The organism is Streptomyces flavovariabilis (assembly GCF_000725785.1).
Taxonomy (GTDB): Bacteria; Actinomycetota; Actinomycetes; order Streptomycetales; family Streptomycetaceae; genus Streptomyces; species Streptomyces hawaiiensis.
Map to the genome: position 1 here is coordinate 60511 of NZ_JNXD01000020.1, position 23481 is coordinate 83991.

At 70.6% G+C, this 23481-nt stretch carries 26 protein-coding genes; 18 read left to right on the forward strand and 8 right to left on the reverse strand.

From position 1 onward, the window contains the following. Positions 1-2: 2 nt before the first annotated feature. Both resB and ccsB read left to right on the forward strand, forming a co-directional pair. Positions 3-1745 (forward strand): cytochrome c biogenesis protein ResB, encoded by a 1743-nt coding sequence (gene resB, locus IO24_RS0129815; RefSeq protein WP_031140975.1) that lies wholly within the window; start codon positions 3-5, stop codon positions 1743-1745. Beyond that, on the forward strand, positions 1742-2821 hold the full coding sequence (gene ccsB / locus IO24_RS0129820) for a c-type cytochrome biogenesis protein CcsB (RefSeq protein ID WP_031140976.1): 1080 nt from the start codon (positions 1742-1744) through the stop codon (positions 2819-2821). Before resB ends, ccsB begins: the two co-directional genes overlap by 4 nt. 15 nt (positions 2822-2836) lie before the next feature. Here the strand turns inward: ccsB and IO24_RS0129825 are convergent, their stop codons facing one another. Then, the gene (locus IO24_RS0129825) at positions 2837-4249 is read right to left on the reverse strand and encodes a condensation domain-containing protein (protein WP_031140977.1); all 1413 of its coding nucleotides are present in this window, start codon (positions 4247-4249) and stop codon (positions 2837-2839) included. 135 nt (positions 4250-4384) lie between these two features. Then, entirely contained in the window at positions 4385-4837 is a 453-nt protein-coding gene (locus IO24_RS0129830) for a nucleoside deaminase (RefSeq protein WP_234335335.1), read from the reverse strand. A gap of 94 nt (positions 4838-4931) precedes the next feature. Here IO24_RS0129830 and IO24_RS0129835 point away from each other — a divergent pair, with 94 nt between their 5' ends. Then, complete coding sequence (locus tag IO24_RS0129835) at positions 4932-5699, forward strand: CDP-alcohol phosphatidyltransferase family protein (RefSeq protein ID WP_031140981.1); 768 nt, start codon at positions 4932-4934, stop codon at positions 5697-5699. A 48-nt stretch (positions 5700-5747) separates the two neighbouring features. Here the strand turns inward: IO24_RS0129835 and IO24_RS47420 are convergent, their stop codons facing one another. Beyond that, on the reverse strand, positions 5748-6353 hold the full coding sequence (locus IO24_RS47420; protein WP_031140983.1) for a DUF7848 domain-containing protein: 606 nt from the start codon (positions 6351-6353) through the stop codon (positions 5748-5750). Between the two features lie 105 nt (positions 6354-6458). On the opposite strand from IO24_RS47420, the gene IO24_RS0129845 reads away from it, so the two are divergent. Both IO24_RS0129845 and IO24_RS46720 read left to right on the forward strand, forming a co-directional pair. Beyond that, the gene (locus IO24_RS0129845) at positions 6459-7418 is read left to right on the forward strand and encodes a helix-turn-helix domain-containing protein (protein WP_031140985.1); all 960 of its coding nucleotides are present in this window, start codon (positions 6459-6461) and stop codon (positions 7416-7418) included. Beyond that, positions 7366-7482: a DUF397 domain-containing protein gene (locus IO24_RS46720; RefSeq protein ID WP_244310226.1), complete on the forward strand. Its 117-nt coding sequence runs from the start codon at positions 7366-7368 to the stop codon at positions 7480-7482. Before IO24_RS0129845 ends, IO24_RS46720 begins: the two co-directional genes overlap by 53 nt. Before the next feature lie 15 nt (positions 7483-7497). Here the strand turns inward: IO24_RS46720 and IO24_RS46050 are convergent, their stop codons facing one another. Beyond that, entirely contained in the window at positions 7498-7707 is a 210-nt protein-coding gene (locus IO24_RS46050; RefSeq protein WP_031140988.1) for a hypothetical protein, read from the reverse strand. A gap of 52 nt (positions 7708-7759) precedes the next feature. Further along, positions 7760-8059 carry a PLD nuclease N-terminal domain-containing protein gene (locus IO24_RS0129855; RefSeq protein ID WP_031140991.1) on the reverse strand — a complete coding sequence of 100 codons (300 nt, stop codon included), beginning with the start codon at positions 8057-8059 and terminating at the stop codon, positions 7760-7762. 66 nt (positions 8060-8125) lie between these two features. Between IO24_RS0129855 and IO24_RS0129860 the strand changes: the two genes are divergently transcribed. Both IO24_RS0129860 and mqnP read left to right on the forward strand, forming a co-directional pair. Continuing rightward, positions 8126-9577, forward strand: coding sequence for a menaquinone biosynthesis decarboxylase (locus tag IO24_RS0129860; RefSeq protein WP_031140993.1), 1452 nt, complete (start codon positions 8126-8128; stop codon positions 9575-9577). Continuing rightward, complete coding sequence (gene mqnP / locus IO24_RS0129865; protein WP_031140995.1) at positions 9574-10476, forward strand: menaquinone biosynthesis prenyltransferase MqnP; 903 nt, start codon at positions 9574-9576, stop codon at positions 10474-10476. The genes IO24_RS0129860 and mqnP overlap by 4 nt, the downstream gene beginning before the upstream one ends. On the opposite strand, the gene IO24_RS0129870 is transcribed toward mqnP, so the two are convergent. Further along, positions 10477-11025 carry a rhomboid family intramembrane serine protease gene (locus IO24_RS0129870; RefSeq protein ID WP_107063053.1) on the reverse strand — a complete coding sequence of 183 codons (549 nt, stop codon included), beginning with the start codon at positions 11023-11025 and terminating at the stop codon, positions 10477-10479. Positions 11026-11200: 175 nt separating this feature from the next. Between IO24_RS0129870 and IO24_RS0129875 the strand changes: the two genes are divergently transcribed. The 9 genes from IO24_RS0129875 (at position 11201) to IO24_RS0129910 (ending at position 17705) form a co-directional block, all read left to right on the forward strand. Then, positions 11201-11863: a UbiX family flavin prenyltransferase gene (locus tag IO24_RS0129875; RefSeq protein ID WP_031140998.1), complete on the forward strand. Its 663-nt coding sequence runs from the start codon at positions 11201-11203 to the stop codon at positions 11861-11863. A gap of 57 nt (positions 11864-11920) precedes the next feature. Continuing rightward, positions 11921-12376: an Lrp/AsnC family transcriptional regulator gene (locus IO24_RS0129880; protein ID WP_031141000.1), complete on the forward strand. Its 456-nt coding sequence runs from the start codon at positions 11921-11923 to the stop codon at positions 12374-12376. 37 nt (positions 12377-12413) lie between these two features. Further along, positions 12414-13577, forward strand: a complete 1164-nt coding sequence (mqnE, locus tag IO24_RS0129885) for an aminofutalosine synthase MqnE (protein ID WP_031141002.1) — start codon at positions 12414-12416, stop codon at positions 13575-13577. Positions 13578-13645: 68 nt separating this feature from the next. After that, complete coding sequence (locus IO24_RS0129890; protein ID WP_031141004.1) at positions 13646-14296, forward strand: UdgX family uracil-DNA binding protein; 651 nt, start codon at positions 13646-13648, stop codon at positions 14294-14296. 16 nt (positions 14297-14312) lie between these two features. Next, a complete protein-coding gene (locus IO24_RS0129895; protein WP_031141005.1) occupies positions 14313-14837 on the forward strand; it encodes a GNAT family N-acetyltransferase in 525 nt (174 codons plus the stop codon). A gap of 91 nt (positions 14838-14928) precedes the next feature. After that, positions 14929-15228 carry a DUF4229 domain-containing protein gene (locus tag IO24_RS0129900; protein WP_031141007.1) on the forward strand — a complete coding sequence of 100 codons (300 nt, stop codon included), beginning with the start codon at positions 14929-14931 and terminating at the stop codon, positions 15226-15228. Between the two features lie 140 nt (positions 15229-15368). Continuing rightward, positions 15369-15470, forward strand: coding sequence for a putative leader peptide (locus IO24_RS47425; protein ID WP_329503596.1), 102 nt, complete (start codon positions 15369-15371; stop codon positions 15468-15470). A 68-nt stretch (positions 15471-15538) separates the two neighbouring features. Further along, positions 15539-16849, forward strand: a complete 1311-nt coding sequence (locus tag IO24_RS0129905) for a dicarboxylate/amino acid:cation symporter (RefSeq protein WP_031141009.1) — start codon at positions 15539-15541, stop codon at positions 16847-16849. Between the two features lie 190 nt (positions 16850-17039). Next, the gene (locus tag IO24_RS0129910; protein WP_031141011.1) at positions 17040-17705 is read left to right on the forward strand and encodes a TetR/AcrR family transcriptional regulator; all 666 of its coding nucleotides are present in this window, start codon (positions 17040-17042) and stop codon (positions 17703-17705) included. Here the strand turns inward: IO24_RS0129910 and IO24_RS0129915 are convergent. After that, positions 17693-18544, reverse strand: coding sequence for a MaoC family dehydratase (locus tag IO24_RS0129915; protein ID WP_031141014.1), 852 nt, complete (start codon positions 18542-18544; stop codon positions 17693-17695). The genes IO24_RS0129910 and IO24_RS0129915 overlap by 13 nt on opposite strands. Beyond that, positions 18544-19848, reverse strand: a complete 1305-nt coding sequence (locus tag IO24_RS0129920; RefSeq protein WP_031141016.1) for a 3-oxoacyl-ACP reductase — start codon at positions 19846-19848, stop codon at positions 18544-18546. Before IO24_RS0129920 ends, IO24_RS0129915 begins: the two co-directional genes overlap by 1 nt. A 106-nt stretch (positions 19849-19954) precedes the next feature. Between IO24_RS0129920 and IO24_RS0129925 the strand changes: the two genes are divergently transcribed. Continuing rightward, on the forward strand, positions 19955-21268 hold the full coding sequence (locus IO24_RS0129925; protein WP_031141018.1) for an acetyl-CoA C-acetyltransferase: 1314 nt from the start codon (positions 19955-19957) through the stop codon (positions 21266-21268). A 208-nt stretch (positions 21269-21476) separates the two neighbouring features. Continuing rightward, entirely contained in the window at positions 21477-23396 is a 1920-nt protein-coding gene (locus tag IO24_RS0129930) for an AMP-dependent synthetase/ligase (RefSeq protein WP_031141020.1), read from the forward strand. Positions 23397-23481: the final 85 nt, after the last annotated feature.

The following is a 23481-nucleotide window of genomic DNA, read 5'->3' on the forward strand; positions in this document are numbered from 1 at the left end:
CGATGAGCAAGACCACCGCCTCCGACCCGGCCCCGTCCGCCGCCGAGGACCGGGAGCTGGGCGCCGCCGGATCCCAGCTGTCCACCGCCCCCAAGGAGGACGCGCCCAACCTGCCCGCCCTGGGCGTCATCGGCTGGATCCGCTGGTTCTGGCGGCAGCTGACCTCCATGCGGGTCGCCCTGCTGCTGCTCCTGCTGCTCTCCCTCGGCGCGATCCCCGGCTCGCTCATCCCGCAGTCCGGCCAGGACGAGACGAAGGTCGCCGACTTCCGCAAGGCCCACCCGGCCCTCTCGGACGTCTACGACAAGCTCGGCATGTTCCACGTCTACAGCTCGGTGTGGTTCTCGGCGATCTACATCCTGCTGTTCGTCTCCCTCATCGGCTGCATCGTGCCCCGCACCTGGCAGTTCGTCGGCCAGCTGCGCGGCCTCCCGCCCGGCGCGCCCCGGCGGCTGAACCGGCTGCCCGCCCACACCACCTGGCGCACCACGGCCGAACCCGAGCAGGTCCACCGGGCCGCCCTGGCCCTGCTGAAGAAGCGCCGCTTCCGCACCCACCTCACCGGGGACGCCGTCGCCGCCGAGAAGGGCTACCTGCGCGAGACGGGCAACCTCGTCTTCCACATCGCCCTCATCGTGATGCTGACCGCCTTCGCCTGGGGCCAGCTCTACAAGTCCGAGGGCAACAAGCTCGTCGTCGAGGGCAACGGCTTCTCCAACACCCTCACCCAGTACGACGACTTCAAGTCCGGCAACCTCTTCACGTCCGACGATCTGGTGCCGTTCAGCTTCAACCTGAAGAAGTTCACCGGCACCTACGAGCGCACCGGCCCCAACAAGGGCACCCCGCGCGTCTACCAGGCCGACATCACCTACAGCGCGGGCGCCTACGGCAAGGACGAGAACGACACCGTCGAGGTGAACCACCCGCTGGAGATCGGCGACTCCAAGGTCTACCTCGTCAGCCACGGCTACGCGCCCGTCATCACCGTCCGGGACGCCAAGGGCAAGGTCGTCTTCGACGACGCCGTGCCGCTGCTGCCGCTGGACGCCAACGTCACCTCCTCCGGTGTCGTCAAGGTCCTCGACGGCTACCGCAACGCCCAGGGCAAGAAGGAACAGCTCGGCTTCAACGCGTTCTTCGTGCCGACCTTCGGGGGCTCCGCCAGCGGCACGATGCTGTCGCAGTTCCCCGCGCTGGACAGCCCGCTGCTCGCACTGTCCGCCTACCACGGTGACCTGGGGGCCGACTCGGGCATCCCGCAGAGCGTGTACCAGATGGACCGGACCAACATGAAGGAGTTCAAGGACTCCAAGGGCAAGCTGTTCAAGAAGCTGCTGAAGCCCGGCGAGACCATGAAGCTCCCGAACGGCGCCGGTTCGGTCACCTTCGGCAAGGACATCAGGGAGTGGGCCGGCTTCCAGGTCGTCCAGCAGCCCGGCAGCGGCTGGGCCCTCGCCGGTGCCCTCGCCGCGATCGGCGGCCTCGCCGCCTCCCTGTTCATCCAGCGCCGCCGCGTCTGGGTGCGAGCGGTCAGGGACGCCGACGGCGTCACCGTCGTCGAGATGGCCGGCCTCGGCCGCAGCGAGTCCGCCAAGGTTCCCGAGGAGCTGGGGCACCTCGCCGGCGACCTCTACGAGCAGGCACCGGGCGCCCCCGGCCCCGACGACCCCGCAGATTCCCCCGACCCCGACCAGGAGCCGGGTACCGAAACCCCCGTACCTGCCGAAGGGGCTGAGAAGTGACTCTCGCCGCCGCCACCAACGAAAACCTCGCGCAGATCAGCAATGTGCTGATCTACTCCGCGATGGCCGTCTACACCCTGGCTTTCTTCGCGTACATCGCCGAATGGCTCTTCGGCAGCCGCAGCAAGGTCGCCCGGACCGCCGCCGCGCTCACCACCCGGCCCGACGCCAAGAAGGCACCGGCCGTCACCGTGAACCAGGCCGGCGGCACCGCCGTGCTGGAGCGGCCGAAGGTCACCGTGCGGGCCGCCGCCGGTCAGCGTGACGTGCCGGACGGCCCCGGGGCGCACGGCGGGGACGAGCAGGGTGACCTGTACGGCCGGATCGCCATCTCCCTCACGGTGCTCGCCTTCCTGGTCGAGTTCGGCGGTGTCCTGACCCGCGCCCTGTCGGTGGAGCGCGCCCCGTGGGGCAACATGTACGAGTTCAACATCACGTTCTCCACGGTCGCGGTCGGCGTGTACCTCGGGCTGCTGGCCCTGAAGAAGAACGTGCGCTGGCTCGGCCTGTTCCTGATCACCTCGGTCCTGCTCGACCTGGGCCTGGCGGTGACGGTCCTGTACACCGCCAGCGACCAGCTGGTCCCGGCGCTGCACTCGTACTGGCTGTACATCCACGTCTCGACGGCGATCTTCTGCGGCGCGGTCTTCTACGTCGGCGCGGTCGGCACGATCCTGTACCTCTTCAAGGACTCCTACGAGAGCAAGCTCGCGAGCGGCGGAACGCCCGGCACCTTCGCGACGTCCGTGCTGGAGCGGCTGCCCTCCTCCGCCTCCCTCGACAAGTTCTCCTACCGCGTCAACGCGGCCGTCTTCCCGCTGTGGACGTTCACGATCATCGCGGGTGCCATCTGGGCCGGTGACGCCTGGGGCCGCTACTGGGGCTGGGACCCGAAGGAGACCTGGTCCTTCATCACCTGGGTCGCCTACGCCTGCTACCTGCACGCCCGCGCCACCGCCGGCTGGAAGGGCCGCAAGGCCGCCTACCTGGCCCTCATCGCCTTCGGGTGCTGGCTGTTCAACTACTACGGCGTGAACATCTTCGTCTCCGGCAAGCACTCCTACGCGGGCGTGTAGGACCCGCCGGGGCACTCACCTCCGCGGGGCGGGGGCGTGGTCCGCGACCGACACGATGATGTCGCGCAGCCGGTCGGTGTACAGCCGCAGGTTCTTGTGCGCGACATCGGTGTCCGGGTAGCGGGCCGCGAACCACAGGCCCTCGTGGAGCCGGGTGACCCAGGCGCAGACCTGGTCGCCGTACGACACCCGGATCAGGCCGTAGGCGTTGCGCTCGGTCCAGAGCTCGGAGTCCGGGATGCCCCGGGCGTCGGCGAAGGACACGATGGAGTACATGTCAGGGGACGTGGGCCGGAAGTCCGCGCCGAGCAGCCGCAGCACCCGGGCCAGCGGCATGCGGGCCAGCGGCCGGGTGGCGTGCAGCGCGGCGCGCACGGTCTTCAGGGCGGCGGGGAAGTCGGGCGCCTCCGCCACGGGTACCTCGATCGGCGCGCCGCCGACGTACCAGCCCACCGAGTCCGAGTACGCGGACTTCGCCCGGGTGTGGAAGGGCACCACCGTCCGGTAGACCGGCTCACCGCCGATCTCGTGGACGATCAGGGCCGTGGCCGCGAGGAGCCCGACCAGGGAACCGCCGTGAGGCCGGCAGTACGCCTCGAAGGCGGCGGCGGCGTCCGCGTCCACCAGCATCTCGCGCATGAGCTTCTGGGTCGGCAGTCCGCCGCCGGGATCCAGTCCGAGGTCGATGGGGAAGCTCGGCAGCCGCCCGTCGCAGCGGTGGATGAACGTCCGCCAGCGGGCGACGATCTCGTGGTCCGCGTCGATCCGGTCCGCGTCCGCCCGCTCGGCCTCGCAGAAGTCGACGTAGCTGCTGACCGGGGGCTGATCCGGGGTGCGGCCGGTGACGTGGCCGGTGTACAGCTCGTGGATCTCGGCCGGGATGCGGTAGATGGAGAACGCGTCGACGTTGCTGTGGTCGAAGGCCATGTAGACGCTGGTGCAGTCGTCCCGGACGACGGCCGTGTAGATGAGGTTCGGCCAGCGCAGCGCGTCCGCCGTGGTGTCGAAGCGGTCCTGGAGGTGCTGGGCCAGGGCCGACGGGTCGGTGAACTCGCCGGCGTCCTCGCGGTGCAGGGCCACGGCGTCGGCGTCGAGCGTGAACCGGCGGATCGAGTCGCCGGGCCCGCCCGCCCAGCGGAAGCCGCTGCGCAGGGTCTCGTGCCGCAGGGTCCAGCCGCGCAGCGCCTCGCCGAGCGCGTCCAGGTCGACCCGCCCCGGGATGTCGAACGCCGCGCCGAGCCACGTCGGCACGAACAGACCGTCCTCGCGCACGGACCGTGCCGTCCGCAGATGGGACTCCTGGATGTAGGCGGGCGGCCTGGTGTCCTCCGGCAGGGCCTTCGCCGTCGCGACGGTCGCCGGGCTGAGCGTCCATTCGACGAGTCGCCCAGGTCGCACCTCGCAGCGCTGGATGTCAGTCATTCGCACAGGGCGTCTCCGTTCGCAGGTGGGATAGACCCGACCAAAGGAATGGCGAACCCGCTACCGGCGACACCGGGTGTCGCCACATTTCAATGGAACGGATGGCATCCCGAACGGTGATGCGAGTGCTGACAGGTGCGCTCAGTTGACGCCGATGTCCTCGTGCCACAGAGCCGGGTTGCTCGCGATGAAGCCCCGCATCAGGCTGATGCACTCGCTGTCGTCCAGCAGCACGATCTTCACACCGTGCTCGGCGAGCCAGTCGTGGCCGCCGTGGAACGTCGCCGCCTCGCCGATCAGGACGCGGGAGATGCCGAACTGCCGGACCAGGCCGGAGCAGTACCAGCAGGGGGACAGGGTCGTCACCATCGTCGTGCCCCGGTAGCTGCGCTGCCGCCCGGCCGCGCGGAAGGCCGCGGTCTCCGCGTGCAGGGACGGATCGCCGTCCTGGACGCGCCGGTTGTGGCCGCGGCCCAGCAGGGTGCCGTCGGCTCCGTACAGCGCGGCACCGATCGGGATACCGCCCTCGGCGAGCCCGGTCCGGGCCTCCTCGACGGCGGTCGTGAGCCATGAGCGTGCCTGTGCCTGGTCCATGACCTCATCCATGACCTCACCCCGCCCCTCTGTAACCTGGCCCGATCATCGCCGCGCGGGCGGCGTTCGGGTCCCCTGGTGTGGAGGAACGGTCATGGGTGCTGCCCCGGTTCTCGAGGAGCTGCGGGAGGTCTGCCAGCCGCAGGCGAAGCTGGCGAGCCGCAACGGCGAGCACTGGGCGGGCCGGCTGTACATGCGGAGCATCTCCCTGCGGTTCACCCGGCAGTTGGTGCGCACCCCCGTCACCCCGGACCAGCTCACCTGGACCATGGTGGTGTGCGGAGTGGCGTCCGGCGCCGCCCTGATGATCCCGGGCCTGACGGGTGCGGTGCTGGCCGTCGTCCTGATGCAGCTGTTCCTCCTCTTCGACTGCGTGGACGGCGAAGTCGCCCGCTGGAAGGGCCAGAACAGCGCGTCCGGCATCTACGTCGACCGTCTCGGCGCCTACCTCGCCGACGCGGCACTCATGGCCGGAGCCGGTTACCGCGCCGCCGAGTCGGGCGTCGGCGGCTGGCTGTCGGTCGGCATCGCCACCGCGCTCGGCGTGGTCCTGCTGAAGGCCTCCACCGACCTCGTGGACGTCGCCCGGGCCCGGCGCGGCCTGACGGTCGTCGACGACGAGGCGACCCGCCCGCGCTCCCAGGGCGTGGCCACGGTCCGCCGCGTCGCCGCCGCCTTCAAGATCCACCGCGTGACGAACGGCATCGAGGCGTCCCTGGTCCTCCTCGCCGCGGCCGTCGCCGACCAGCTGACCGGCGGCATCGAGCCGACCCGCTGGGCGCTGGGCGCGCTGGCCCTCATCACCTGGCTGATGGTCCCGGCCCATCTGCTGTCGATCCTGTCGTCGTCCCGGCTGCGGTGAGCCCTCCCCACCGCTCCAGTCGCTGAGAGCGCCGCCGACGCTGCCGTGTCAGCCCTGCCTCTCCAGCACCGCGTAGTCGGCGAAACTGCGGCGGTAGCGCAGGTGCCTCGTCTCCTGCGTGTGCCTGCGCTGCCACTCCTCGACCTCGCCGGGCCCCTGACACCGACCCGAACTCGCCCCGCAGTCCTCCTCCTCGCCGGAGACGCAGCACGCCTCGTACTCGGGCAGGGCCGACGCGTCCTGCACGATCGAGTACGGCACGTACCGGAAGGCCCTGCGACCGGTCGATTCCCCACCGTGCTCCGCGCGCTGGTGCTGGCGCAGCAGGACGTTCGCGTCCGTCACCGCACTCGCGTCGAACGCCGCCCGCGCCCTGTCCCGCCGGAGCGCCAGCTCCTCGCATGCCGCGCACCCCGGCACCGGGGCCGGGGGCTGGTGCGGATCGGCCGACCACGCCTGACTGGAACGGTCGTTGAGTGCGCGGACGCCCGCGCTGAGCCGTTCGTCCAGGGTCGCCTCGCGGATCCGCGCCGGGTCCGCCTGCCACTCCCGGCCGCCGCCGACCGGGCGCAGCATCACATACGGGCCGGTCCTGTCCTGGTACTCGCCGACCTTGCACGTCTGCGGGTCGTAGACGAGCGTTCCCGGTTCCATTTCGCGCACCTCCGTCACTCTGGGTGTATCGAGCGTTGCGCACGGGAACAGTCCGGATCAATGCTTGGCGTGTGACACCGGTGCACTGTCACGGAGGGGAAAGCCGTGAGCCGACGGAACGGCGGAGCGGAGTCGGGGGCGAGCACGGCCGCCGTGTTCGGGGAGGTGCTGCGGCACTTCCGCGAGGCCGCGCTGCTCACGCAGGAGGGACTGGCCAGGCAGATCCCCTGCGACCGTTCGCATGTGGCGCGGGTGGAGGCCGGTACGAGGGTTCCGCAGGACACGTTCGCCAAGACCTGTGACGAACTGTTGGGCACGGGTGGGGTGTTGGCGCGGCTGTGGGGGCGGATCGACTGGTATCCGCAGGTGGAGCATCCGGATTGGTTCCGGCGGCGGGCGGAGATGGACGAGGTGGCCATCTCCCTGCGGGAGTACCAAGAGCGTCTTATCCCAGGCTTGTTGCAGACCGGCGACTACGTCCGCGCGCTGTTCGCGCGGGTCGCCAGCGGGGATGAGGTCGAGGAACGCGCCCGCGCCCGGCTGAGTCGGCAGCGACGGTTCCTGGCGGAGGGTGGCCCGCTGTACATCGTCGTCCTCGACGAAAGCTGCCTGCGTAACGTGGTGGGCAGCCCGGCGATCATGCGGGACCAGTGCGCCCATCTGCTGAGCGTCGGGCAGCGCCCCAACGTCCGTGTCCAGGTGGCTCCGGCGAGATTCTCGGACCTCCTGCGGCCCAACGTTTCCATGTCTCTGATCGAGCTGCCAGACGGGCACCGATGGGTGTACTCGGAGTCCCTGGATCGTGGCCACTTCACGGACGATCCGACCGTCTACACACGTCATAGCCACGCCTATGATGTGCTCAGGGCAGACGCTCTGTCCGTCCGCGAGTCGGTCGCCCTGATCAGCGACGCGATGGAAGGGTACGAGCAGCATGAAGAGGCACGAACTCTGCGCGGCGATCTGGATCAAAAGCAGCTACAGCGGCGAAAACGGCGGCAACTGCATAGAAATAGCCCCCGGCTTCCCCGAAACCGTCCCCGTCCGCGACAGCAAGAACCCTGACGGACCGGTACTCCTGGTCACCCGGTCCGCCTGGTCCGCGTTCCTCTCCGGCGTTCGCCGCTGAACGAAGAGGGAGAGCTCAGGCGTTCCAGAGCCCCTGCCGGGCAGCGGCCCGGGCGTAGTCGGCGAAGTCCCGTGGGGCACGGCCCAGCGAACGCTGAACACCGTCACTGAGTGTGGCAAGGCCACCGGAGCCGACGTACTCGTACAGGCCGACGGACAGCTGTACCCACTCCTCGGGTACGCCCTGGGCGCAGGAACACGGCGTCAGCCCGAGCGAATACCGCACGCGCGCGACACGGACGCAAACCTGACGCCGCCCCCGGGACCGGCTGCGGCCCTCAGGCCTCGTCGGGCCTGGGGTCGTCGTCCTTGCGCTTGTCCTCGTCGAGGGACTTCAGAAAGTCGGGGTTGTCGTCGGGCGCCACCCACTGCCGGGGACGGCCGCCCCCTGCGGCAGCGCTCCGCTTCTTGCCGGCGATCAGCCAGGAGATCGACCCCACGAGCGGAAACAGCAGGACGAGGAGCGCCCACAGCGGCTTGGGCATGTGGCGGATCTCGTCGTCCTTCGTGCTGATGCAGTCGATGAACGCGTACACGCTGAGGGCCAGCGGCACGAGGAACATCAGTACCCGGAGCATGCGGCCTCTCAGCGAAAGCGGTGGGCGGTTCCAGGCCAGGGTAGCGGCTCGGGGATACTGGACCCCATGGCTTACGACGATCTTCGCTCCCTGCTCAGGGCGCTGGAGCGCGAGGGTGACCTCAAGCGCATCAAGGCCGAGGTCGACCCGTATCTGGAGGTCGGGGAGATCGTCGACCGGGTGCAGAAGTCCGGCGGTCCAGCCCTGCTCTTCGAGAACGTGCGCGGGTCGAGCATGCCCCTCGCGATGAACGTGTTCGGCACGGACCGGCGGCTGCTGAAGGCCCTGGGCCTGAAGTCGTACGCCGAGATCTCCGAGCGGATCGGCGGGCTGCTCAAGCCCGAACTGCCGCACGGGTTCGTCGGCGTGCGCGAGGCGTTCGGCAAGCTCGGCGCGATGACGCACGTGCCGCCGAAGAAGGTGAAGGACGGCCCCGTGCAGGAAGTCGTCCTCACCGGGGACGACGTCGACCTCGACCAGCTGCCCGCCCTCTTCACCTGGCCGAAGGACGGCGGATCGTTCTTCAACCTGGGACTGACCCACACCAAGGACCCGGAGAGCGGCATCCGCAATCTCGGGCTGTACCGGCTCCAGCGGCACGACAAGCGCACCATCGGCATGCACTGGCAGATCCACAAGGACAGCCGGAACCACTACCAGGTGGCCGCGCGCAGGGGTGAGCGGCTGCCCGTCGCGATCGCCTTCGGATGCCCGCCCGCGGTGACGTACGCCTCCACCGCCCCGCTGCCCGGGGACATCGACGAGTACCTGTTCGCCGGGTTCCTCGCGGGCAAGCGGATCGAGATGGTCGACTGCAAGACCGTGCCGCTCCAGGTGCCGGCGCAGGCCGAGGTCGTGATCGAGGGCTGGCTGGAGCCGGGCGAGATGCTGCCCGAGGGCCCCTTCGGCGACCACACCGGCTTCTACACGCCTCAGGAGCCCTTCCCCGCGCTGAAGATCGACTGCGTGACGATGCGCAAGCGGCCCCTGCTCCAGTCGATCGTCGTGGGCAGGCCCCCGACGGAGGACGGGCCCCTGGGGCGGGCGACGGAACGCTTCTTCCTGCCGCTGCTGAAGATCATCGTGCCGGACATCGTGGACTACCACCTGCCGGAGGCGGGCGGCTTCCACAACTGCGCGATCGTCTCGATCGACAAGAAGTACCCGAAGCACGCGCAGAAGGTCATGCACGCCGTCTGGGGCGCGCACATGATGTCCCTGACCAAGCTGATCGTGGTCGTCGACTCCGACTGCGACGTGCACGACCTGCACGAGGTCGCCTGGCGGGCGCTGGGCAACACGGACTACGCCCGCGACCTGTCGATCGTGGAGGGGCCGGTCGACCACCTCGACCACGCCTCCTACCAGCAGTTCTGGGGCGGCAAGGCCGGTATCGACGCGACGAAGAAGTGGCCCGAGGAGGGCTACACGCGCGACGGCGGCTGGCCCGACATGGTGGAGTCCGATCCGGAGACCGCGGCGAAGGTGGACCGCCGCTGGAAGGAGTACGGTCTGTGAGCTCCGCATCCGCCGCGATCCCGCAGCCGGGACGCACCAAGGCCTTCCTCCGGCTGGTGATGATCGAGCACTCGGTCTTCGCGCTGCCCTTCGCCTACATCGCCGCGCTCACGGCGATGTTCCAGTGGGACGAGAACATCCACTGGGGCAAGCTGCTGCTGGTCACCGTCTGCATGGTGGGCCTGCGCACCTTCGCCATGGCGGTCAACCGGATCATCGACCGGGAGATCGACGCGAGGAACCCGCGCACGGCGCAGCGCGAGCTGGTGACGGGCGCGATGTCGGTGAAGCACGCGTGGACGGGTGCGCTGATCGCCCTGGCCGTGTTCCTGGGCGCGGCGGCCCTGCTGAACCCGCTGTGCCTGGCGCTGGCCCCCATCGCGGTGATCCCGATGGTGCTGTACCCGTACGGCAAGCGGTTCACGAACTTCCCGCAGGCCATCCTCGGCCTCGCCCAGGCGATGGGCCCGGTCGGCGGCTGGCTGGCGATCTCGGGCTCCTGGTCATGGGACGCGGTCATCCTCGGTCTCGCCGTGGGCATCTGGATCGGCGGCTTCGACCTGATCTACGCCTGTCAGGACGTGGAGACCGACCGCGAGATCGGCGTCATGTCCGTCCCGGCACGCTTCGGCATCCCGGCGGCCATCTGGGGAGCGCGGGTCTGCCACACGGTGACGACGGCCCTGTTCGTCTGGTACGCCCTCGCCACGGACGCCGGCGCCTTCTTCTGGCTGGGTCTGCTGATCGTGGCGGGTGCGTTCCTGTACGAGCACTCGATCGTCCGCCCCCATGACCTGTCCCGCGTGAACCGCGCGTTCTTCAGCGTCAACGGCTTCATCGGGATCGCCCTGTTCGTGTGCGCGCTGCTCGATCTGCTGGTTCGGGGCCTGACCGTCTGATCACGGGGCGGTGAGCGCACGGCTCGGTTCCGGGCGGCGGCGGAAGACGAACGCCGCCGCCACACCCGCCGCCAGCCCTATCAGGTGGCCCTGCCAGCTCACGCCCGCCTGGGTCGGGGCCAGGCCCGTGAGGATGGAGCCGCCCCAGATCGCGGCGATCAGGACTCCGGCCAGGACACCCAGGGCGCGGCGCTCCACGAAGCCACTCACCAGGAGGAAGCCGAAGAGGCCGAAGATCACGCCGGAGGCGCCCGCGGTGTTGGTGCGGTCCGGGGCTATGAGCCAGACGCCCAGGCCGTCCACGACGATGATCAGCGCGCAGACGAGCAGGAACCGGCGCAGGCCCGTGAGCGCGGCGAGGAACCCCAGGACCAGGAGCGGCACGGTGTTCGCCGCCAGATGAGCGAAGCCGAAGTGGATGAAGGACGAGGGCACGACATCGACCAGCTCGGAGGGGGCGCGCGGGGTGACACCGAAGCCGTCCAGCGCGTGGCCCGTGGCCACGTCCACCACTTCCAGCAGCCACAGCAGCGCCACCCAGGCCAGCATCAGCTTGCCCGCGGCCAGCGCACGAGCGCTCTGTGACCATCCTGCTTCCGGACCCGACACGGCGACCCCCAGTGCTCGCTCGTCCCCTCCGTGCAACGGCCCGCACCCCTTGGCCGGTTCCCACCCTGCGACGCCGGATAGGCTCGGTGTTGTGAACCCAGCCAAGCCAGGCGAGATGCCGCGTACGCCTTGGATCGTAGGGGTGTCCGGGGCCTCCGGCACCCCGTATGCCGCTGCCGTGCTGCGGGCCCTTCTCGCCGCCGGCGAGAGCGTCGATCTCGTGGTGTCCCGGGCCTCGCGGCTCACCCTGCTGGACGAGACCGGGATCTCCTTCCGGGACGCGCACTGGCAGGCCGACCTGCGGGAATGGCTGTCCCGGGGCGCCGACGGCAAGCCGGACACGTTCTCCGTCGACATCGACGCCGTCCGGCACTGGAGCGCCGGCGACCTGGCCGCCGGGCCCTCCTCGGGGTCGTACCCCACCAGGGGCATGCTCATCGTGCCCGCTTCGACGGCGAGCGTGGCCGGGGTCGCGCTCGGTCTGTCGAAGGACCTGCTGCAGCGGGCGGCGAGCGTGACCCTCAAAGAGGGACGCAAGCTGATCGTGGCCGTGCGCGAGACCCCGCTGAACGGCCAGACCCTGCGGCACCTGGTCACCCTCGACGACGCGGGCGCGACGGTCGTGCCCGCCTCACCCGCCTTCTACGCGGGCGCGACGCACATCCAGGACCTGGTGGACTTCGTCGCCGGACGCGTACTCGACGCGGCGGGCGTGCCGCACGGCCTCTACCGCCGTTGGCAGGGTGAACTCGGCGGCGGCGCACGCCACGACGGCTGAACAGCACCCGAACCTCATCGGACTCAACGACAACTTCAGCGGAAGGCTTCGATCGCAATGGACGCGGTGGACAGGCAGCTCATCCAGGCCCTGAGGGAGAACGGCCGGGCCTCCTACGCGGAGCTGGGGCGCCTCGTCGGACTGTCGGGACCCAGCGTCACCGACCGCATCAACCGGCTGGAGGCGGCCGGTGTCATCACCGGCTACCGGGCCACCGTCGACGCCGCCTCGCTCGGCCTCGGCGTCACCGCCCTGATCGGCATCTCACTGTCCGACGCCACCGACCACGAGGACGTGGCGCAGCGCCTCAAGGACCTCTCGGAGATCGAGGACTGCTGGTTCATCGCCGGCGAGGACTCGTACATGCTCAAGGTGCGGGCGGCGGACGTGGACGGGCTGGAGAAGATGATCCGGCGGCTCAGCGGCATCGAGGGCGTCTCCCGGACGCGTACGACGATCGTGCTCTCCACGAAGTGGGAGAACCGGGTCGGAGAGCTGCCGGAAGAGGAGTAGTCGTACGGTTGGGGCGTTGTCGATGAAAGGTGTGGGCATGGATCTCGGGCTCAAGCGCGAGCTGGAGGAGAAGGTCAGGGCCGGTGAGCGCCTGACCCGTGAGGACGGCATCGCGCTGTACGAGTCGGACGACCTGGCCTGGCTCGGCGGCCTGGCGCACGAGGTGCGGACGCGTAAGAACGGCGACGTCGTGCACTTCAACGTCAACCGGCACCTCAACATGACGAACGTGTGCACGGCCTCCTGCGCGTACTGCTCCTTCCAGCGCAAGCCGGGGGAGAAGGACGCGTACACGATGCGGATCGAGGAGGCCGTGAAGCTCGCGACGGCGATGGAGTCGGAGAACCTCACCGAACTGCACATCGTCAACGGGCTGCACCCGAACCTGCCGTGGCGGTACTACCCGCGGTCGCTGCGCGAACTGAAGGCCGCGCTGCCGGACGTCTCCCTGAAGGCGTTCACGGCGACGGAGATCCACCACTTCGAGACCATCTCGGGCATGTCGGCGTCGGAGATCCTCGACGAGCTCATCGACGCGGGGCTGGAGTCCCTCACCGGTGGCGGCGCGGAGATCTTCGACTGGGAGGTCCGGCAGCACATCGTGGACCACCGCACCCACTGGGAGGACTGGTCCCGCATCCACCGGCTCGCGCACGAGAAGGGTCTGAAGACCCCGTGCACGATGCTGTACGGGCACATCGAGGAGCCCCGTCACCGGGTGGACCACGTGCTGCGGCTGCGTGAGCTGCAGGACGAGACCGGCGGCTTCCAGGTCTTCATCCCGCTGCGGTACCAGCACGACTTCGTCGACATGCAGGACGGCAAGGTGCGGAACCGGCTTCAGGCGCGGACGCAGATGGCGACGGGTGCCGAGGCGCTGAAGACCTTCGCCGTGTCGCGACTGCTCTTCGACAACGTGCCGCACGTCAAGGTCTTCTGGGTGATGCACGGGGTGCAGACCGCGCAGCTCGCGTTGCAGCACGGTGCGGATGACATGGACGGGTCCGTCGTCGAGTACAAGATCACGCATGACGCGGACAACTACGGGACGCCGAACAAGCTGACGCGTGAGGATCTGCTGGATCTGATTCGCGATGCCGGGTTCCGGCCCGTGGAGCGGAACACTCGCTACGAGATCATTCGGGAGTATGACGGGCCCGACCCCTCGCTTCGCGAATCGCCGCAGCCCATGCGGGTTTGATCGCGTCCTCCCGTCCGCGGGGTTGCTCGCGCAGTTCCCCGCGCCCCCAAGTCGGGTACCCGGGGGGCATGGGCAGGACCCAGGCACCTGAGGATGCCTATACCGCTGAACCCTTTGTTCCTGGTCGGGGTGGTCTTCCCGCTCTGCGGGAGGCCGCTGCCGGGTGCCGGGGGTGTCCGTTGCACCGGGACGCCACCCAGACCGTGTTCGGGGACGGGAGCAAGGACGCCCGGGTGATGCTCGTGGGGGAGCAGCCCGGGGACCAGGAGGACCGGCAGGGGAAGCCGTTCGTCGGGCCGGCCGGGAAGCTGCTGGACCGGGCCCTTGAGGAAGCCGGCATCGATCCCTCCGAGGCCTACGTCACCAACGCCGTGAAGCACTTCAAGTTCACCCAGGCCGAGCCCCGCAAGCGGCGGATCCACAAGGCGCCCAACCTGCGGGAGATGACCGCGTGCGGGCCGTGGCTGGCCGCGGAGCTCGCGGTCGTGGAGCCGGAGCTGATCGTCGTACTGGGGGCCACCGCCGGGAAGGCGCTGCTCGGGTCGTCCTTCCGGGTCACGCAGGTGCGGGGGACGGTGCTGGAGGAGGAGATCCACGGGCGGCCGGAACGGCTGGTGCCGACCGTGCATCCGTCGTCGGTGCTGCGGTCCGACGACCGGGAGGCTGCGTACCGGGGACTGGTGTCGGACCTCGAAGTGGCGGCGGACGCCCTGTCGTAATAGCTACAATCCCTCCATGCCCCTTACCTTCACGCTCGAACCCGCCGTCACCCCCGAGCTGCGTGACGGCCTGCTCGATCTGTGGACCGATGTCTCCAACGCCGGCGGCGCCGTCGGGTACGTGCCTCCGGTGACGCGGGAGGAGATCCGCCCCGCGCTGGTGCAGCACTTCGCGTCGATGGCGGACGGGCGGGTCAAACTCCTCGTCGGGCACGACGAGGAGGGGCGGGTCGCGGCGACCGCGTTCCTGACGTTCAACACCCACCATCTGATGACGCACTGGCTGTGGCTGTACACGGTGATGGTGCACCCTCGGCACCAGGGGAAGGGGTACGGGCGGGATCTGCTGGATGCCGCCGCGGACGCGGCCCGGAGGATGGACGGGATCGAGGCGATCCGGCTGACCTGCCGGGGCGGACTGGGCCTGGAGCGGTTCTACGCGTCCTGCGGATACAAGGAGGTCGGACGCATCCCCGGGGCGATCCGGGTGGCGCCGGGCGACGACCGGGACGACGTCATCATGCTGCTGCCGCTCGACTGACCCCCCTGCAAGATCGGCCGTTCGGCGTGCTTCACTGGACGGTGCCCCTTTGGGTGCGTTCTGGCCGTTCGAACCGGAAGAGTGGATTGAGATGCTCCGCTACACGCTGATGCGCCTCGGAATCTTCGTGGGCTGCCTCGTGGTCGTCTGGGGCGCTGTCTACTCCGGCATCGCCCCGCGCGGGCTCGGCGACAGCAACGGACTGTGGGTCGTGCTGCTCGCCCTGCTGATCTCCGCACCGATCAGCTTCGTCGTGCTGCGCAAGGAGCGGGACCGGGCGTCCGTGCAGGTCGCGCAGCGCGTCGACCGGATGAAGGCCACCATGGACGCCAACCGCAGCCAGGAGGACGTGGCCGACGACACCGCCCGCGCCCAGGGGCAGACCTCGTAAGGTCCCTCGCACGCGTTCCAGCGCCCCGTTTCCGTACATGCTCGGAAACGGGGCGCTTTGCGTTGTATGGGTGTGTGTGCGTCGTCACCTATCAAAGCCAGGCTTTGAGGTCCCCAAAGCTCAGGTGTTAAGGTCGTTGTATGAAGTCAGCAGTCGCGCCCCACTCGCCCCTGAGCGTTCCGCTCGTGGCGCGCCTGCACGTGGATCTCTGTCGGTGCGCGTCCGCTTTCTGTCGTCCCTGACGTAGCGCAACCCCCTCCGCCGTCTCCCACGTCAGTTCCCCTACGCGTCCCCCCAACGGAGTCAGTCCGTGTCCTCACACACGAAGTCCTTCAAGGTGCCCTTCTGGGCCCAGATAATCGCCGGCCTCGTTCTGGGTGTGCTGCTCGGCTGGCTCGCCCGCAGCCAGGACGTGTCCTGGCTGGTCACGACCCTGGAGAAGGTCGGTGACCTCTTCATCGGCCTGCTGAAGCTGGCCGTCGCCCCGCTCGTCTTCTTCGCGATCCTGGTCTCGATCACCAACCTGCGGAAGGTCAACAACGCGGCCCGCCTGGCCTCGCGCACCCTCCTCTGGTTCATGATCACCTCGCTGATCGCGGTCAGCATCGGCCTGATCATCGGCCTGGTCACCAACCCCGGCGCCGGAACCGGCCTCACGCCCAAGGACGGCGCGAAGCCCGAGAGCACCGGCTCCTGGATCGACTTCCTCACGGGCATCGTCCCGACCGACGTCATCACGCCGTTCACCGAGCTGAACGTGCTGCAGATCGTCTTCATGGCCGCCGTCGCCGGTATCGCCGCGCTCCAGCTCGGTGAGAAGGCCCAGCCGATCCTCACCCTGAGCGAGTCCGTGCTCAGCCTGCTCCAGAAGGCGCTGTGGTGGGTCATCCGGCTCGCCCCGATCGGCACGGTCGGCCTCATCGGCCACGCCATCGCCACCTACGGCTGGGACCTGATCGGCAAGTACGCGACGTTCACCGCCGACATCTACGTCGGCTGCCTCATGGTGCTGTTCGGCGTCTACCCGACGCTGCTCGCCACCGTCGCCAAGGTCAACCCGATCCAGTTCTTCAAGGGTGCCTGGCCCGCGATCCAGCTGGCCTTCGTCTCCCGCTCGTCCGTGGGCACCATGCCGCTGACGCAGAAGGTCACCGAGCGGCTCGGCGTGCCGAAGGAGTACGCCTCCTTCGCGGTGCCGTTCGGCGCCACGACCAAGATGGACGGCTGCGCCGCGATCTACCCGGCGATCGCCGCGATCTTCGTCGCCCAGATCTTCGACATCCAGCTGAACGTCGGCGACTACCTGCTGATCGCCTTCGTCTCCGTGGTGGGCTCCGCCGCCACGGCCGGTCTCACCGGCGCGACGGTCATGCTGACCCTCACCCTCTCCACCCTCGGCCTGCCGATGGAGGGCGTGGGTCTGCTCCTCGCGATCGACCCGATCCTGGACATGATCCGCACCGCGACCAACGTCGCCGGGCAGGCGCTGATCCCGGTGCTGGTCTCGGCCCGCGAGAACCTGCTCGACCGCGACGCGTACGCCACGGCCGACGGCTCCTCCCTGGACGAGCCGCTCGACGAGCCGCGCGACAAGGCCGAGCCGGTCCCCGCGGCCGCCTGACCGGCCGACCGGCCGCACGAGTTGACGGGCCTCCTGGGCGGTCCTTCCCCGGCTTCCGGGGCGGGGGCCGTCCAGGGCCTATCGTTTGGATCAGGTCGGCTGTGAGGCTCGGCTCCTGTCAGCCGACCCGAGCCCCGCGACGCCGGGATGATCCAAACGACGGGCCCTAGGGGCCCGTACGCTAAGCGGTATGGGTGCCGTGAAGACCAAGCGGATGCCGCGCGCGGTCCGTGAACAGCAGATGCTGGACGCCGCCGTGCAGATCTTCGGCCAACGCGGCTACATGGCCGCGTCGATGGACGAGATAGCGGAACTGGCAGGCGTGTCCAAGCCGTTGGTCTACCTGTATCTCAACTCGAAGGAAGACCTCTTCACCGCCTGCATCCGCCGGGAGGCGGGGGCCCTCGTCGAGGCGGTACGGGCCGGGGTCCGCCGCGACCTGCCCGCCGACCGGCAACTCTGGGAAGGCCTCGGAGCCTTCTTCACGCACACCGGTGAGCACCCGGACGCGTGGTCGGTCCTGCACCTCCAGGCCCGTACGCACGGCGAGCCGTTCGCCTCCGAGGTCACCGCGATGCGCGAGGAGATCGTCGCGTTCGTGACGCAGCTGATCCTCGCCGGTGCCCGTGAGGCGCACCGCGACCCCGACCTGCCGGAGCGCGAGGTGGCCGGGCTCGCCGAGGCCCTGGTCGGCGCCGCCGAGTCGCTCGCCGCCTGGGCCAACGCCACCCAGGGCGTCACGGCCCGCCAGGCCGCGGCCACCCTGATGAACTTCGCCTGGGCGGGCCTCGGCGACCTCATGGCGGGACGGCCCTGGGCGCCTCCGGAGGGGCAGCCGGGCTCTCACACCGGGTAGACGTCCCCCGTCGCATGGATCCGGTCCTCCCGGCCGCGCAGCTCGAACCGGCCGTCCCGCGCCGCGTACGTCACCGTCCCGGGCAGCAGGACCGGTGCCCTGAACTCGGCGCGCAGATGGCAGGACTCCGGGACGCCGTGCGCGGCGAGACAGCGGGCCACCGTCCACATGCCGTGGGCGATGGCCCGGGGGAAACCGAACAGCCGGGCCGTGAGCGGGTGCAGGTGGATCGGGTTGCGGTCCCCGGACGCGGCCCCGTAGCGGCGCCCGACGTCCCCGGCGAGCCGCCATTCGGCGACCTCGGGCAGCGGCTTGCGTGCCTCCGTCTCCCGGGCGGTCCCGCCCAGGTGGTGTGTGCGGTGCCGGGCCAGGTACGTGCTCCTCGACTCCCACACGACATCCCTGCCGCCGCGCACCTCGGTGACGACCGTGGCCTGCGTGCCGCGCCGGTGGGGGGCCAACCCCTCGATGTACACGGAGAGTTCGTACGCGTCGCTCGCCGGCATCCGGGCGTGACGCGTGACGGTGACCGACGTGTGGACGAGACCGAGCAGCGGCAGCGGGAAGTCCCGGCCGCTCATCAGCCGCATGGCCAGGGGGAACCCGAGCACGTGCGGATACGTCACCGGCAGCGCGTTCTCCCCGGTCGGGAACCCGCAGACCCGCTCGTACGCCGCGAGCCGCGCGAGGTCGACGCGCAGGCCGGGCAGGACGAGCCGGGTACGGGGGAACTCCGCGTCGGGGCCGGGGCGTTTGAAGGGGGACAGCAGGGCGCCGCGGGCGAGGAGCGGGGCGAGGGAGGGGGGCCGGGTGAGCGCGAGATCGGTGGGGCCGGCCATCACGCCCCCAGCAGGCTCTGGCCGCAGACGCGGACGACCTGGCCGTTGACCGCGCCGGAGGCCGGCTGGGCCAGCCAGGCGGTGGTCTCGGCGACGTCGGCCGGAAGGCCGCCCTGGGCGAGGGAGTTCATGCGGCGGCCCGCCTCGCGGATGAACAGGGGGACGGCCGCCGTCATCTTCGTCTCGATGAAGCCGGGCGCGACCGCGTTGACCGTCACGCCGTGCTCCTCGAGCGCGCGCGGCGCGAGGGAGCGGACCAGACCGACGACGCCCGCCTTGCTCGCGGCGTAGTTGGTCTGGCCGGCGTTACCGGCGATCCCCGCGATCGAGGCGGTGGCGACGATCCGGCCGCCGCGCTTCAGCGTCCCGTCCTTGAGCAGGGCGTCCGTGGTGCGCAGCACGCTCGCCAGATTCACTTCCAGGACGGAGATCCAGCGTTCGGCGGGCATGTTCACCAGGCGCCGGTCGCGGGTGATGCCCGCGTTGTGGATCAGCAGGTCCAGGCCCCCGGGCAGGGTCTCGGCGATCCGGGCGGCCGCGTCGGCGGACGTCATGTCGAGCAGCAGCGCGGTGCCGCCGAGCCGCTCGGCGACGCGCCGGGCGTCCTGCCCGGCCTGCGGCACATCGAGCACCACGACCCGGGCACCGTCCCGGGCGAGGGTCTCGGCGACCGCCTCGCCGATGCCCCGGGCGGCACCGGTGACGAGAGCGGTGCGGCCGGCCAGGGGGCGGTCCCGGTCGGCGGGAGCGGTCTCCTGGGGTGCGCCCACCTCGATCACCTGCCCGCTCACATACGCCGACTTGGGCGACAGCAGGAAGCGGAGGGTGGACTCCGCGGCGGTGGCGTCCGTGAGCCGGACCAGGTTCACGGTCCGGCCCCGGCCGATCTCCTTGCCGAGGGAGCGCGTGAACCCCTCCAGGGCCTGCTGGGCCGCGGCCTGGTGGTGGTCGGCGGGGTCGAGCGGCGCGCCGAGCACGACCACGCGTCCGCTCGCGGCCACCGGCCGCAGGACGGGGTGCAGGGCCGCGTGCATCTCCGCCAGCCCCTCGACGTCCCGCACGCCGGTCGCGTCCAGGACGACGGCGGCCGCGCGGCCGGAGCCGGCCGGGCCGATCCCGGTGCGGGCGAGGACAGGCGCCAGGTCGAGCCCGGACCGGCCGGCGGTGAGGTGCAGCAGGCCGCCGTCCAGGGCGGGCCGCCCGGGGGACCAGCGGGTCAGCGCCGCGGGCTGCGGTAGCCCCAGCCGGCGGGTGAGGAAGCGGCCGGGCGCGGTACCGGTGAAGCGCAGATAGCGGTCGGCCATGACAACTCCCAGTTCCCGACGACGGCTCACGGAAGCCCCACTCCTGCTTACTCTGGAGTAAGGTTACCGGAGGTAAGGCTACGTCACGGACGAGGAGCAGGTCGAGATGAGCCCCCAGCAACTGTCGCCGTCGGTGCGGCGCGTGGCGATCGTCGGCGGAGCGCGCATCCCCTTCGCCCGCTCCGACGGCGCCTACGCCACCGCCTCCAACCAGCAGATGCTCACCGCCGCCGTCGACGGCCTCGTCGAGCGGTACGGGCTCCAGGAGCCCGGCGCGGTCGGCGAGCTCGTCGCCGGGGCCGTGCTCAAGCACAGCCGCGACTTCAACCTCGCCCGCGAGACCGTCCTCGGCTCGAAACTGCACCCCCGCACCCCCGCCTACGACATCCAGCAGGCCTGCGGCACCGGACTCCAGGCCGTCATCGCCGCCGCCAACAAGATCGCCCTCGGCCAGACCGAGTCGGCGATCGCGGGCGGCGCCGACACGGCCAGCGACGCACCCCTCGGCGTCAACGACTCCCTGCGCCGCATCCTGCTGGAAGCCCGCAGGGCGAAGTCCCTCGGCGGGCGCGTGAAGGCCCTGGCGAAGGTGCGCCCCGCCCACCTCGTCCCCGACATCCCGCGCAACGCCGAGCCGCGCACCGGCCTGTCCATGGGCGAACACGCCGCCGTCACCGCCCGCGCCCGGGGCGTCGCCCGCGAAGCGCAGGACGAACTCGCGGCCACCAGTCACCAGCGGCTGGCGGCGGCGTACGAACGCGGCTTCTTCCAGGACCTGGTCGTCCCCTTCCGCGGCCTGGCCCGCGACCAGAACCTGCGCCCCGGCTCGACGGTGGAGAAACTCGCGTCCCTGAAGCCGGTGTTCGGGCTCGACCACCCCGACCCGACCATGACGGCCGGGAACTCCACCCCGCTGACGGACGGCGCCGCGACCGTCCTGCTGGCGAGCGAGGAGTGGGCCCGCGAGCGCGGCCTGGAGCCGCTCGCGTACCTCACCGCGTACGAGACGTCGGCCGTCGACTTCGTGGGCGGCGATGTGGCCGGCGGTGAGGACGGCCTGCTCATGGCGCCCGCCCACGCCGTCCCGCGGATGCTGGAGCGGGCCGGGCTGGGCCTGGACGACTTCGACCTCGTCGAGATCCACGAGGCGTTCGCCTCCCAGGTGCTGGCGACGCTCGCCGCCTGGGAGAAGCGGGGCCTGGGTACCGTGGACCGCGCCCGGCTGAACGTCGCCGGCTCGTCCCTCGCCACCGGCCACCCCTTCGCCGCCACCGGCGCCCGCATCGTCGCCACCCTGGCCAAGCTCCTCGCCGAACGGGACGCCCCCGCCCGCGGGCTGATCTCCGTCTGCGCGGCGGGCGGGCAGGGGGTGACGGCGATCCTGGAGCGGGCCGGAGCGTGGGGGGCCCACCGAACCTGACAGGCCCTCACGTAATCCCCGAGCATGCACAGGCCTGGCTCCGGATCATCCCCGAACCCGCACGAACTCGCCACGTCGGCACCGTACGATCCCGTTCCTACCGTCAATAACCCCTTTCTGGGGGTTCAGCCGGTTGAGCGCCTCGGCGTGCGAGGCACGTACGTCATGCAGCAAGCAGTTTCTTCGCTGCACGCCCCAGGAGCCGCCCGTGTCCACTGCGTATCCCTCCTCCGCCTACGGCGACGCCCACGGAGGACCGGTGCTGGTCGAGCCCGAGGTACGGCGGCTGGACGGGGCGGTGCGGGAAGCCTCCGTACCGCCGCTGGCCCCGCCGTGGACGCACGGGTCGCTCGCCGACCTGCCCTTCGACAACGCGAGCGCGGACCCGGGTGCCGTGGCGCTCAGCCGCAAGGACGCCGACGGGCGCTGGAGCGACGTCACGGCGGCGCGGTTCGCCGACCAGGTGAGAGCCGTGGCGAAGGGCCTGATCGCCGAGGGCCTGATGCCGGGCGACCGGGTCGCCGTGATGGCCCGCACCATCTACGAGTGGACCGTCCTGGACTTCGCCGCCTGGGCGGCCGGACTGGTCACCGTCCCCGTCTACCCCACCTCCTCCGTCTTCCAGGCCCGCTGGATCCTCCAGGACTCCGGCGCGGTCGCCCTGGTCACCGAGACCGCCGCGCAGGCCGCCGCCCTCGGCCCCGAGCGCGAACGCCTGCCCGACCTCAAGCACCTCTGGGTCGTCGAGAAGGGCCACGTGGACCGGCTCGCGGAAGCCGGGGCTCACCTGGCCGACCAGGAGGTCGAGGTGCGGCGCGGCATGCTCGGCCCGGACACCCTCGCCACCCTCGTCTACACCTCGGGCACCACCGGCCGCCCCAAGGGCTGCGCGCTCACCCACCGCAACTTCTTCGCCGAGGTCGACAACGCCATCGAGCTGCTCTACCCCGTCTTCCGGGCGAAGACCAGCGAAGAGGCCTCGGTCCTGCTGTTCCTGCCGATGTCCCACGTCTTCGGCCGCATGGTGGCCATCGCCTGCGTCCGGGCCCGGGTCCGGCTGGGCCACGCGCCCAGCATCAAGGCCGAGCGTCTGCTCCCGGACCTGGCCGGCTTCCGGCCGACCTGTCTGCTGGCCATCCCGTACATGCTGGAGAAGGTCTTCAACTCGGCCCGCGCCAAGGCCGAGGCGGGCGGCCGGGCCTCGTCGTTCGACCGCGCGGTGGCGGTGGCGCAGCGCTACGGAGAGGCCCTGGAGGCCCAGCAGACCGGCACCGGCCCCGGCCCCTCCCGCGCCCTCAGGACCGCTCGCGCCTTCTACGACCCCCTGGTCTACCGCCGCATCCGCAACGCCATGGGCGGCAGAGTCCGCTACGCCATCTGCGGCGGCTCCCCGCTCGGCCGCCGCCTCGCCGCGTTCTACGCCGGTGCCGGCATCGAGATCTTCGAGGGCTACGGCCTGACGGAGACCACCGGCGCGAGCACCGTCACCCCGCCCCTGAAACCCCGGCTGGGCACCGTCGGCTGGCCGCTGCCCGGCACCCGCGTCCGGATCGCCGCCGACGGGGAGATCCTCGTCGCCGGCGACCACGTGCTGCGCGGCTACTGGGACCCGCAGGCCGGCGGCGTCGCCCCCGCCGCCCCCGACGGCTGGCTCGCCACCGGCGACCTCGGTGAACTGGACGACGAGGGCTACCTGACGATCACCGGCCGCAAGAAGGAACTGCTCATCACCGCGGGCGGCAAGTCCGTCGCCCCGGCCCCCCTGGAGAACTGGCTGCGCTCGCACCCGCTGATCTCCCAGTGCCTCGTCCTGGGCGACGGCCGCCCCTTCGTCTCGGCGCTGATCACCCTCGACCCGGACGGCATCACCCACTGGCGCCAGATGAACGGCAAGCACCCCGTACCGCCGGGGCTCCTCGTCGACGACGAGGAACTGCGCGCCGTCCTCCAGCGCGCCGTCGACGAGGCCAACAAGATGGTCTCCCGCCCGGAGTCCATCCGCCGCTTCGCCGTCCTCCCCGAGGACTTCACGGAGGAGGCGGGCCATCTGACCCCCTCGATGAAGCTCCGCCGCGAGGCCGTGCTGCGCGCGTACGCCGCGGAAGTGGAGGGTCTGTACACGCGGTGAGCCACCTTTGCGATCTCTTCACACGTGGTTCTTGACGACGCCGGGCGTCTGCCCGTTGGCTTTCGACCACCTCGTCACGATGCTC

Coding starts and splice junctions, on each gene's coding strand:
- IO24_RS0129910 (WP_031141011.1), top strand. CDS start 17,040: ATGGGTGCCGTGAAGACCAAGCGGATGCCGCGCGCGGTCCGTGAACAG.
- IO24_RS0129880 (WP_031141000.1), top strand. CDS start 11,921: ATGGACGCGGTGGACAGGCAGCTCATCCAGGCCCTGAGGGAGAACGGC.
- IO24_RS0129835 (WP_031140981.1), top strand. CDS start 4,932: ATGGGTGCTGCCCCGGTTCTCGAGGAGCTGCGGGAGGTCTGCCAGCCG.
- mqnE (WP_031141002.1), top strand. CDS start 12,414: ATGGATCTCGGGCTCAAGCGCGAGCTGGAGGAGAAGGTCAGGGCCGGT.
- IO24_RS0129895 (WP_031141005.1), top strand. CDS start 14,313: ATGCCCCTTACCTTCACGCTCGAACCCGCCGTCACCCCCGAGCTGCGT.
- IO24_RS0129870 (WP_107063053.1), bottom strand. CDS start 11,025: ATGCTGGCCTGGGTGGCGCTGCTGTGGCTGCTGGAAGTGGTGGACGTG.
- IO24_RS0129860 (WP_031140993.1), top strand. CDS start 8,126: ATGGCTTACGACGATCTTCGCTCCCTGCTCAGGGCGCTGGAGCGCGAG.
- IO24_RS0129855 (WP_031140991.1), bottom strand. CDS start 8,059: ATGCTCCGGGTACTGATGTTCCTCGTGCCGCTGGCCCTCAGCGTGTAC.
- IO24_RS0129875 (WP_031140998.1), top strand. CDS start 11,201: ATGCCGCGTACGCCTTGGATCGTAGGGGTGTCCGGGGCCTCCGGCACC.
- IO24_RS0129925 (WP_031141018.1), top strand. CDS start 19,955: ATGAGCCCCCAGCAACTGTCGCCGTCGGTGCGGCGCGTGGCGATCGTC.
- IO24_RS0129890 (WP_031141004.1), top strand. CDS start 13,646: ATGGGCAGGACCCAGGCACCTGAGGATGCCTATACCGCTGAACCCTTT.
- IO24_RS0129830 (WP_234335335.1), bottom strand. CDS start 4,837: ATGGACCAGGCACAGGCACGCTCATGGCTCACGACCGCCGTCGAGGAG.
- IO24_RS47420 (WP_031140983.1), bottom strand. CDS start 6,353: ATGGAACCGGGAACGCTCGTCTACGACCCGCAGACGTGCAAGGTCGGC.
- IO24_RS47425 (WP_329503596.1), top strand. CDS start 15,369: ATGAAGTCAGCAGTCGCGCCCCACTCGCCCCTGAGCGTTCCGCTCGTG.
- IO24_RS0129920 (WP_031141016.1), bottom strand. CDS start 19,848: ATGGCCGACCGCTATCTGCGCTTCACCGGTACCGCGCCCGGCCGCTTC.
- IO24_RS0129915 (WP_031141014.1), bottom strand. CDS start 18,544: ATGGCCGGCCCCACCGATCTCGCGCTCACCCGGCCCCCCTCCCTCGCC.
- resB (WP_031140975.1), top strand. CDS start 3: ATGAGCAAGACCACCGCCTCCGACCCGGCCCCGTCCGCCGCCGAGGAC.
- IO24_RS0129900 (WP_031141007.1), top strand. CDS start 14,929: ATGCTCCGCTACACGCTGATGCGCCTCGGAATCTTCGTGGGCTGCCTC.